9 protein-coding genes are annotated in these 9,850 nt (G+C 51.9%); 2 read left to right on the forward strand and 7 right to left on the reverse strand.

Translation table 11 applies throughout. From position 1 onward, the window contains the following. Positions 1–297: 297 nt before the first annotated feature. From JXO50_08360 to JXO50_08390, 7 genes are all read right to left on the reverse strand, one after another. Positions 298–726, reverse strand: coding sequence for an amino acid-binding protein (locus tag JXO50_08360; GenBank protein MBN2333103.1), 429 nt, complete (start codon positions 724–726; stop codon positions 298–300). Positions 727–780: 54 nt separating this feature from the next. Next, positions 781–1,329 carry a 2-oxoacid:acceptor oxidoreductase family protein gene (locus JXO50_08365; GenBank protein ID MBN2333104.1) on the reverse strand — a complete coding sequence of 183 codons (549 nt, stop codon included), beginning with the start codon at positions 1,327–1,329 and terminating at the stop codon, positions 781–783. Further along, the gene (locus JXO50_08370) at positions 1,326–2,090 is read right to left on the reverse strand and encodes a 2-oxoglutarate oxidoreductase (GenBank protein ID MBN2333105.1); all 765 of its coding nucleotides are present in this window, start codon (positions 2,088–2,090) and stop codon (positions 1,326–1,328) included. The genes JXO50_08365 and JXO50_08370 overlap by 4 nt, the downstream gene beginning before the upstream one ends. Positions 2,091–2,095: 5 nt before the next feature. Beyond that, positions 2,096–3,154, reverse strand: a complete 1,059-nt coding sequence (locus tag JXO50_08375; protein MBN2333106.1) for a 3-methyl-2-oxobutanoate dehydrogenase subunit VorB — start codon at positions 3,152–3,154, stop codon at positions 2,096–2,098. Continuing rightward, positions 3,147–3,371: a ferredoxin family protein gene (locus JXO50_08380; protein MBN2333107.1), complete on the reverse strand. Its 225-nt coding sequence runs from the start codon at positions 3,369–3,371 to the stop codon at positions 3,147–3,149. The genes JXO50_08375 and JXO50_08380 overlap by 8 nt, the downstream gene beginning before the upstream one ends. A 55-nt stretch (positions 3,372–3,426) precedes the next feature. Then, the gene (locus JXO50_08385) at positions 3,427–4,491 is read right to left on the reverse strand and encodes a branched-chain amino acid aminotransferase (GenBank protein ID MBN2333108.1); all 1,065 of its coding nucleotides are present in this window, start codon (positions 4,489–4,491) and stop codon (positions 3,427–3,429) included. Between the two features lie 153 nt (positions 4,492–4,644). Beyond that, positions 4,645–6,216 (reverse strand): DUF4301 family protein, encoded by a 1,572-nt coding sequence (locus JXO50_08390; protein ID MBN2333109.1) that lies wholly within the window; start codon positions 6,214–6,216, stop codon positions 4,645–4,647. 455 nt (positions 6,217–6,671) lie between these two features. On the opposite strand from JXO50_08390, the gene JXO50_08395 reads away from it, so the two are divergent. Together JXO50_08395 and hemH are read left to right on the forward strand one after the other, a co-directional pair. Next, positions 6,672–8,624 (forward strand): acetoacetate--CoA ligase, encoded by a 1,953-nt coding sequence (locus JXO50_08395; GenBank protein ID MBN2333110.1) that lies wholly within the window; start codon positions 6,672–6,674, stop codon positions 8,622–8,624. Positions 8,625–8,830: 206 nt separating this feature from the next. Continuing rightward, complete coding sequence (gene hemH / locus JXO50_08400; protein MBN2333111.1) at positions 8,831–9,748, forward strand: ferrochelatase; 918 nt, start codon at positions 8,831–8,833, stop codon at positions 9,746–9,748. Positions 9,749–9,850: the final 102 nt, after the last annotated feature.

Consider the following 9,850-nt stretch of genomic DNA (forward strand, 5'->3'; position numbering starts at 1 on the left):
TATATTATAAATAGTGTTTTACTTAACTGGTGCAACACCTAAATCAGGGGATGAGCAAAATGCTCAATTTTTCACCAACAGCGGAAAAATTTCACCAGTCTCAGCGGTTCCGTTCTCTCTTTCCAGGAAGAGCAGTAACCCAGAGGCGATGAAGTGCGTGGCAGTAGCCCCTTTCGAAAACCGAATGGATGCCGCCAATAAAAAACCCACCATGAGCACATCTGGTGGGCCTGCTTTTCCTGCCCTCAGCAACCGGGGACTGGTACAAGTTAAGCTGTCACGAAGGGCAAACAACGGTCATGTCTTGTAGATTTCAACATTGAAGGTTTTTATCCACTGTTGCCGCAAGACTTTTTTAGCCGCCTGGATATCATCCACCTCAATAATCAGAATGGCATCATCACCTTTCAAAGTTATAAAAGGATAAAGAGTCTCCACATTGACCCCACCCTCCTTGAGGGCTCGCAGTACCACATTGAGCCCCCCGGGATGATCCGGAGTCCCAATCGCGATAACCTCCCGGGTATCCACGGTAAAACCATTGGCCTGCAGGACGTTGCATGCCTGATCGGGGCTGTCGACAATGGCATTGAGCAGTGGGGGGGACACCACGGCTGAAGCCATGATCCCTTTTATATTGATGTGCTCCTTCTCCAATATCTCACAGACCTGGTTAAGCCGGCCGGGGGTATTATCGATAGTTATGGTAAGTTGAGTAATTGACATGGTTCCTTCCTTTACATTAAGAATAACTTACAAGAACTGCAGAGTGCAAAAGTTCTAATCATCCCGGTTGGTATCAATGAAATCATACCCTTTGGCAACGGCTGCACAACTGGCTTTGGCCAGAGCGGGTTTTTTCCCCATGAGGAATTCGATGCTTTCAAAAACATAATCCAGCGAAAGGATGGTACTGAGCTTTACCAGCCCACCAAGAACAATCATATTTACCGAACGTTCGTTGCCCATTTCCCTGGCCATATCGTTGGCCGGCATGGGATACATCTCAATATCACCACGGAAAGGAACATCGTCAACAATCGACGAGTTGTAAAGCAGTTGGCCTCCCGAAACCAGCCTGCTGATGAAGGCCACGGTGGAAGGCTGATTCATGGCCACCACCAGATCAGGCGCCGATGCCACCGGCGAGGCAATTTCTTCATCACCAATACTGACGGTACAGTTTGCTGTGCCACCACGCATGGCAGCCCCATACGCCGGCAGATAGGTCGCATGATAGCCTTGGAACATGGCCGCGTTGCCCAGCACGTTGCCAAGAGTCAACACGCCCTGGCCGCCGGAGCCGGCACAAAGTATTTTCAAGATCATCCTTTTGTCTTCCTCTTCTCTTCCCGTTTATCAGTTAGCAGCCCGGGTTTGTACTCTTTTGACATCTCCTCCTCGATCCACTTGCAGGATTGAACAGGAGTCATTTTCCAGTTGGTGGGACACGGAGAAAGTACTTCAACAATGGAATATCCCAACCCATCAATCTGGGTTTGGAAGGCATTTGTAATCGCTTTTTTGGTTTTTCTGATGCCACCGGGAGTTGACAGGGTTACGCGTTCAGCATACACCACCCCAGGAAAGGCAGCCACCACATCGGTGATATGTAACGGGTAACCATCAAATTCAGGATCACGACCGATGGGGCTGGTGGTGGTATTCTGGCCGATAATGGTGGTTGGAGCCATCTGGCCGCCGGTCATGCCATAGACCGCGTTATTGATAAACACGACGGTCATATTCTCACCCCGATTGGCGGAGTGGATCGTTTCCGCCGTACCGATGGCCGAAAGGTCACCATCACCCTGGTAGCTGATCACAAACAAATTGGGATTTGCTCTTTTGGCGCCGGTGGCAATGGCGGTTCCCCGGCCGTGGGCCGATTCTATGACATCAATATCAAAATAGTGATAGGCAAGCACGGCACAACCCGCCGGACAGACCAGCAGCGCCCTTTTACCTACATCCAGCTCTTCAAGAACCTCGGCAACGATCCGATGAACGATGCCATGGCCGCAGCCGGGACAGTAATGGGTTACCACATCTTGCTTATAGTATTTGGGCCATTTGTTTTTTAGCTTCATGGGACCTACTTATAATTGCGCTGATACTGGCGGTTAATAACCCGGGCAAACTCCACAGGGGTCGGAATCACCCCTCCTGGACGGCCATGGAATGCCACCTCCGCCCGCCCGTTCAGAGCCAGCTTGACATCCTCGACCATCTGGCCGGTACTCATTTCAAAAACCAGGAAATGTTTGATCCGATGGGCAATTTCCCGCATGATCTTGTCGGGAAAGGGAAAAAGCGTAATGGGCCGGATCAAGCCCACCGGCACCCCGTCCTTGCGGGCTCGCTTTATGGCCCCTTTGGCAATCCGCGCCGTCGTCCCATAGGCGACAACCGCAAATTCGGCATCCTCCATCATATAGAGCTCATAACGAACTTCTCTGGCGGCGATTTCCTGATATTTACGCACCAGTTTCCAGTTATGACGCTCCATCTCCAAGCCATCAAGAATCAGCGATGCCAGGTAACGGCTTGGGCCGTCACCCCGCCCTTTCAGGGCCCATTCTTTTTCGGGAAAGGTTTTGACCGGCTCAGGGAAAACCACCGGCTCTTTCATCTGCCCCATCATGCCATCACCAATAACCAATACGGGAGTCCGATAGGTATCCGCCAGATCAAAGGCAGCAATGGTCAAATCAGCCAGCTCCTGCACAGATGCCGGCGCCAGGACCGGCGTCCGGTAATCACCATGGCCGCCGCCCCGGGTTGATTGGAAATAATCACCCTGAGCCGGAGCGATATTGCCCAGGCCGGGGCCACCACGCATCATGTTGACCACCACCGCCGGCAGTTCAAAGCCGGCCAAAAAGGAAAGTCCTTCCTGTTTCAAGCTGATTCCGGGACTCGATGACGAGGTCATGACCCGGGCACCGGTGGCCGCAGCACCCACCACCATATTGATGGCTGCCGTTTCACTTTCAGACTGGACAAAAACCCCACCTGCCTGACGCAGGTTGGCCGCCATATATTCGCCCAACTCATTCTGGGGGGTGATCGGATAACCAAAATAACACTTGCAGCCGGCCCTGATGGCCGCCTCACCAATGGTATGGTTACCACTCATAAACACTTTATTCACTGTACACCTCAACCGCGACATCAGGGCAAACCATGGTGCAGACCATACAACCAACGCAGGCTTCCGGTTTCACCGGCTCGGCGTAATGGTATCCCATCCGGTTTAACTGTGGCGAGACCCCAAGGACCTCCTGTTTGCAGAATTCAATGCAGAGACCGCAACCCTTGCAAAAGTCACGTCGAATCTCCACTTTAAAGACCTTCTCTTTTTTACTCATCAATCAACCTTATGGTAAGCTGTTTATAACCACCAGCCGGGAAGAGGGCGGCAATTCAGATAACCGGCTCAATCCAGCCCAGTGCATCTTCACCCTGGCCATATTGAAGGGCTTGAATGGTTTCAAAAAATCTCTTTGCCAAAGGCCCTACTTCACCGTTGCCAACCGTGATGACCTGTTCGCCATATTTCAGCTCGCCCACCGGAGAGATAACCGCCGCCGTCCCGGAACCGAAAATTTCCGTCAGCCGACCGTCACCATGGGCCGCCACAACCTCGTCGATACTGATCTTCCGTTCGACCACCTTCAGAGCCCACCGTTTGGCCAGGGTAATAACCGAATCACGGGTAATGCCCGGCAGGATGCTGCCGCTGAGCATAGGGGTAACCAGCTCGCCATCGATGACAAAGAAGATATTCATCGCCCCCACTTCCTCAACGTATATCTGCTCAACGGCATCGAGCCAGAGAACCTGGGTATAACCGGCCTTATGGGCCTTGTCGCCGGCCAGCAGGCTGGCAGCGTAATTACCCATGGTTTTGGTATCACCGACACCGCCGCGGACCGCCCGCACATGCTCCCGGGTAACCATGATTTTCACCGGGTTAAACCCTTCAGGATAATAGGCACCCACCGGCGACAAAATGATAAAAAAGCGGTAGGTATTGGAAGCCCGGACCCCAAGAAAATTATCCGTGGCAATGATGGTGGGCCGGATATACAGGGAGGTGCCAGGAGCTCCCGGCACCCAGTCCTTCTCAATTCTGAGCAGCTCTTTCAGGGCTTCAAGAATAAAAGCTTCATCGACTGGGGGAATGGAGAGCTTATGATTCGAATAGTTGAGCCGCTTGAAATTTTCCTGCGGCCGGAACAACTGGATGTGACCATCCGCCGTCCGGTAAGCTTTCAGACCCTCAAAAACCCCCTGACCATAATGAAGCACCATGGTGGAAGGATCAAGCACAAAAGGGGCATAGGGCTCGATGCGCGGGTTATGCCATCCCAGCTTAGGATTATAGTCCATATTGAACATATAATCGGTAAAGCTGGTACCAAAGCCCAAGTTGTTCTCATCCGGTTTAGCCTTCAGCGCAGCCGCTTTGGTAAAGGTAATGTTAATGGTCGCCTCCTACCTGAGCACGATGGTTAGCATGACCCCGTAACAACGGGATACCCACCCGATTTACGAGCGAGAAGTTTTACCACTCTGTTTCATGGAGTGTCAAGCAGAATCTGCCTGGATGATTGGCCTGCAAGGCTTTGCAACCCTCTCCTAAGCCGGCTGATGCTCCGGCCGCAAAAGATCGAAAACCGTTTTCACCGGATTAAAGGTACTCGCCGGCACCTCAACAAAGACACTGTTCCAACCGGCCATGGCCCCATTCCACAAACCGGGGTGCTCCAAAGCTTTCAGATCTTTGCCATCCTTGGATTTACTGGCAATAAAACCGGTATCAGGATCACTGAACTCCAGCAGGTTAAAGAGCTGCCCCCGATAATCACGAACACCGCAAACCAGGTCCACCGGGTTGAAATGGGTTGATGCACGCCAGATTTTGCTCTGCCCCTCACTGGCCATATCCACTTGTGCCGATTCAACAATCTGCCTGGAACAGCCTTCTCTGCCACTCACCCAGAAAGGGCCACCTCCCGGCTCACCCTGGTTGCGAACCATCCCGCAGACCCTCAAGGGACGGTTTAGCCTGTCCTGCCAGAAAGCGGCCACTTCATCGGTTGAAAGCTGTCGGCCCTCTGCAGAAAGATCGATAAACAGGTGACGCCGGCCGAAATCGGCTATCTCATCCAGCAGGGGTTCGCCGATGTCGGCTGCAGACAGGCACTCAAGATAGTGAAAAATCTGCTGTTGCAGTTCCACCAGGTAGCCTCCGAGAACTTTTTCATAGAGGCAGATTTTCGGCTTCAAGCGATCGGGAACAACATTGTCAATATTTTTAATAAAAACAATATCCCCCTGAAGATCATTGAGATTGGTCAGCAACGCCCCATGCCCACCAGGACGAAAAACCAATCTGCCGGCGGCGTCCCGGAAAGGCGCATTATCCGCATCAACAGCAATGGTATCGGTGGACGGCTTCTGGGTGGAAAAGGTGACCTCGAAGCGGATTTCACCACCGTCAAGACCAGCACAGGCCTGTTTGAAATAGGTTTCAAAGAGCTGACGGTGTTCCGGAGAGATGGTAAAATGGATGTGAACCATTCCTTCCCGGTCCCTGGTAAGCATGGCAGCCTCTACCAAGTGCTCGGCAAAAGGGGTCCGAACATGATCATCATAGCGATGAAAGGCTATCAACCCCTTTGGTAGTGCACTGTAGTTCAAGCCCTTTTCAGTCAGCAGATAACCCATCAGCAGATCACAGCGACCATCGGCAACCAGGGTTCCAACATCCAGGCCATCAGCAGCAACCACCGCCCGCAAGTCATCAGCGAATGGAAACTTGCCGCAATGTTCTTTCATGCGCAAAACATCAAGACAACCCTGGTCGTCCGTAAAAGCATCCAGCGACATGGGTTCCGAGCCGGGCTTCAAATAGCTTTCGTAGCAGGAAAGCAACGTTTTAAACATCCGCGTTGCCGCCCCGGAAGCAGGCACGAATTTCATTGCCCGACCAGCAAGGGCAGCCTCATCGTAGATGCCGCTCAAACGAATCAGTTCCTGCTCCTGTAAAACGACCATGCCATCACCAACCGTGCAGGGCCGATCAAGACGAACAGGGGAAATCCCCCTGGAAAAGATTTCCAACTGCCGGGCAACCACCTGCACATCCAGACCATGCTGCTCAATCTGCCGCCGATCTGCCTCACTAAAGCGTCCTGTCCACGTCATCTTCGCTACACTCCTGCACCTACAGTATCAACGACGGTTACTATTGTTCATGATCACGGCAACCATTTTATTATTACGTCACCTTTTCTCGCAACAATTGCCTTTGTCCTCTCTCCAAGAAAGCACCAGAACCTGGGCGCACACCGTCTATCTTCCGACCATATAGCCTTTCTGGACCGCTGGCGGCCCAACACACTACCTAAACATATCAAGATAATTACATACAGACAGACGATATACAAGATAAAATTGGCTTTCAAGGGAAAAAACAGCTTTTCAAACAGCAAAGCAGCCAATGTCAGAAAAAGTAATTGATTTTTTTTCATAGAGTCTGCTAGGGTGCATCTTTCAGTTAACGTTAACTGACAAATAGGGTTAATCATGAGTAGCAAGCAGTCTATTGATTACTGTCAAAGCAACACGATCGATTGAAGTCTAAAAAGGAGGACCGGTCAATGAAAAAAGCTCTATGGACGCCATCGGCAGAACGTATTGCCAATGCCAATCTGACCCGCTACATGAAGTATCTGCATGCCCAGCAAGGGCTGTCATTTTCCACCTATGACGAGCTCTATCAGTGGTCGATCAGTGAACGGGCGGATTTTTGGGAAAGCGTCTGGAATTTTACCAACATCATTGCCTCGAAGCCCTATGAGCAGGTTCTGGTTGACGGTGACAAAATGCCGGGTTCCAAATGGTTTGTTGGCTCACGGCTGAATTTCGCCGAAAATCTGCTTCGTTATCGTGACGACCGGGTTGCCATGGTTTTCAAGGGCGAACAGCAGGAAGCGGTAAGAATAACCTATGCCGAGCTTTATGACAAAGTCGCCCGACTGGCAAAATCGCTGCGGGACCTGGGGGTTACCGTCGGCGACCGGGTTTCCGGCTTCGTTCCCAATATGACCGAAACGGTCATTGCCATGCTGGCCACCACCAGCATCGGCGCCATCTGGTCTTCCTGCTCCCCCGATTTCGGTATCAAAGGGGTCTTGGATCGTTTTGGCCAGATTGAACCAAAAGTGGTGTTCACCGCCAACGGCTATGCCTACAATGGTAAAACCTTCGATTCACTGCAGCGGGTTTCCGATATTTTGAACAGCCTGCCATCGGTGGAAAAGGTGGTGGTCATCCCTTATACCGAAGCCAAACCAGACATTAGCATGGTCAACAACTCCGTCCTGTTTGCCGATTTTCTCTCGCCCGAAAGCGGTCTGGAAATCACCTTTGAACAGCTGCCCTTTGATCACCCTCTCTACATCATGTATTCATCAGGCACCACCGGGGTTCCCAAGTGCATCGTTCATGGGGCCGGCGGCACCCTTATCCAGCACCTGAAAGAACATGTCCTGCATGCTGACCTGAAACGTGACGATCATCTTTTCTACTTCACCACCTGCGGCTGGATGATGTGGAACTGGCTGGTGAGCGGCCTGGCGGTGGGCGCCACCCTGATTCTGTTTGACGGCTCCCCCTTCTACCCCGATGGCGGCGCCACTTTCAAGTTGGCTCAGGATGAAAAAATATCCATCTTCGGCACCAGCGCCAAATTTCTTGCTTCAGTACAGCAGGCCGGCATCAAGCCCGGCACCACCTACGATCTTTCATCCATTAAAACTATCTGCTCCACCGGCTCCCCCCTGTCGGCGGAAAGCTTCGAGTTTGTCTATAAAGAGATTGCCCAGGATGTTGACCTGGCCTCCATCTCCGGCGGAACCGACATCATTTCCTGCTTTGCCCTCGGTAACCCGATCCTGCCGGTTTACAGCGAGGAACTGCAATGCCGTGGCCTGGGGATGAAACTGCAGGCTTTTGATGATAACGGTAAGCCGGTGGAAAAAGAACAGGGTGAGTTGGTCTGCAGTGCTTCGTTCCCCTCCATGCCCATCTACTTCTGGAACGATCCGAATAATGAGAAATATCTTGATGCCTATTTCCGGGTCTACCCCAACATCTGGCACCATGGCGACTACATCAAGGTGACTGAAACCGGCGGCGTCATCTTCTACGGCCGCTCCGATGCCACCCTCAACCCCGGCGGCGTCCGCATCGGTACTGCCGAAATCTACCGCCAGGTGGAAACCATTCCCGAAGTCAAGGACAGCGTTGTCATCGGCCAGAACTGGGATAACGATGTGCGGGTTATCCTGTTTGTGGTCATGGAGGCAGGCAGTGAACTGACGCCGGAACTGGAAAAAGAGATCAAAACGACCATCAGAAAAAATACCACCCCACGCCATGTACCGGCAAAAATCATTCCGGTGGCTGACATTCCTTACACGATCAGCGGTAAAAAGGTGGAACTGGCAGTCCGCAAGGTAGTGGAAGGCAAGGCAGTCTCCAACAAGGATGCCCTGGCCAATCCCCAGGCACTCGATTGTTTTAAAGATCTGGCAGCCCTGCAGTCATAATAAACAAGCTTTACGTTGCGTTCTAAAAGAGGGACACCATAGAGACCGGTGTCCCTCTTTTTTGTTTCCTCTTCCATAGCATCAACGGCAAGATCATGGTCAGCAGACATTCACCTCACAGTAACGAAGTCAAATCTGAAATTGACTTGCGCGCCTAAACCATTTATAAAAGAAATAATTCGCAAAATAAAGAGGAGGGAGGAGAAATGGAAAAAACGACCGCAGTTCTACTGCTGGCCTATGGCGGGCCGGAAACCCCAGCGGAAATTGAACCATTTCTTAAACAACTGCTGCGTCGTGACAGCCTGCCGTCACCAATGATCCAGCGGGTGGTGGAAAAATATCAGACCATCGGTGGCGGCTCCCCCCTGCCCCGCATCTGCCGCAGCATCAGGGAGAAGCTGGCAGCCAAGCTGGCGGTCGATAAACGGCAACTTCCCGTCTACCTGGCTTTCCGCTATTCTTCCCCCAACATCGCTTCCGTCACCCGACAGATGGCGGCAGCTGGCATTGAACGGATTCTGGCGGTTTCCCTCTCACCCCACGCGTCCCTGATCAGCACCACGGCGTATTTCACCACGCTGGAAGAGATAACGGCGGAACTCACCCTTGATCTGCAGCCGGTAAAAGACTGGTACCGTGATCGGCACTTTATTGACTGCCTGACCAACCGGATAACCGCAGCGGCCGACAAACGTTCACTTAACCTCACCGATGCTGATACGGCGGTAGTATTTTCCGCTCATAACATCCCGGCCAGCTACCTTGAACAGGGAGATCCCTATGTCAGGGAGATCAAGGAAAATATCACCTTGGTCATGGCCCGGTTCCCCGGCTGCCGGCATTTTTTCGGCTACCAGAGCAAGGGTAAAGCCCCGGGCGCCTGGTTGGAGCCCGAGATTGAAAACCTGCTAGCCGACTTGATTAACAACAGCATTCGAAAGATTATCCTGGTCCCGGTAAGCTTTGCCATGGACCATATGGAAACTCTCTATGATCTTGACCAGGAGATTATCCCGGCAATAACCGGCCGCCATGACGTTGAAATCAGCAGAATCGCCATGTGCAATGATGATGACGATTTCATCGCCATGCTCTCCGGGGTCATCAACAACCACGGATAATTACTTTTTCCTCTCTTATCTTGACAGTCAAAAGTTCTTTTTACAACGTACGTTAAACTAGCCAGTCAAGTTTTGGTAAACGCATAAAATAAAACATAAAAC

It is taken from the genome of Candidatus Anaeroferrophillus wilburensis, assembly GCA_016934315.1.
GTDB lineage: Bacteria > Desulfobacterota > Anaeroferrophillalia > Anaeroferrophillales > Anaeroferrophillaceae > Anaeroferrophillus > Anaeroferrophillus wilburensis.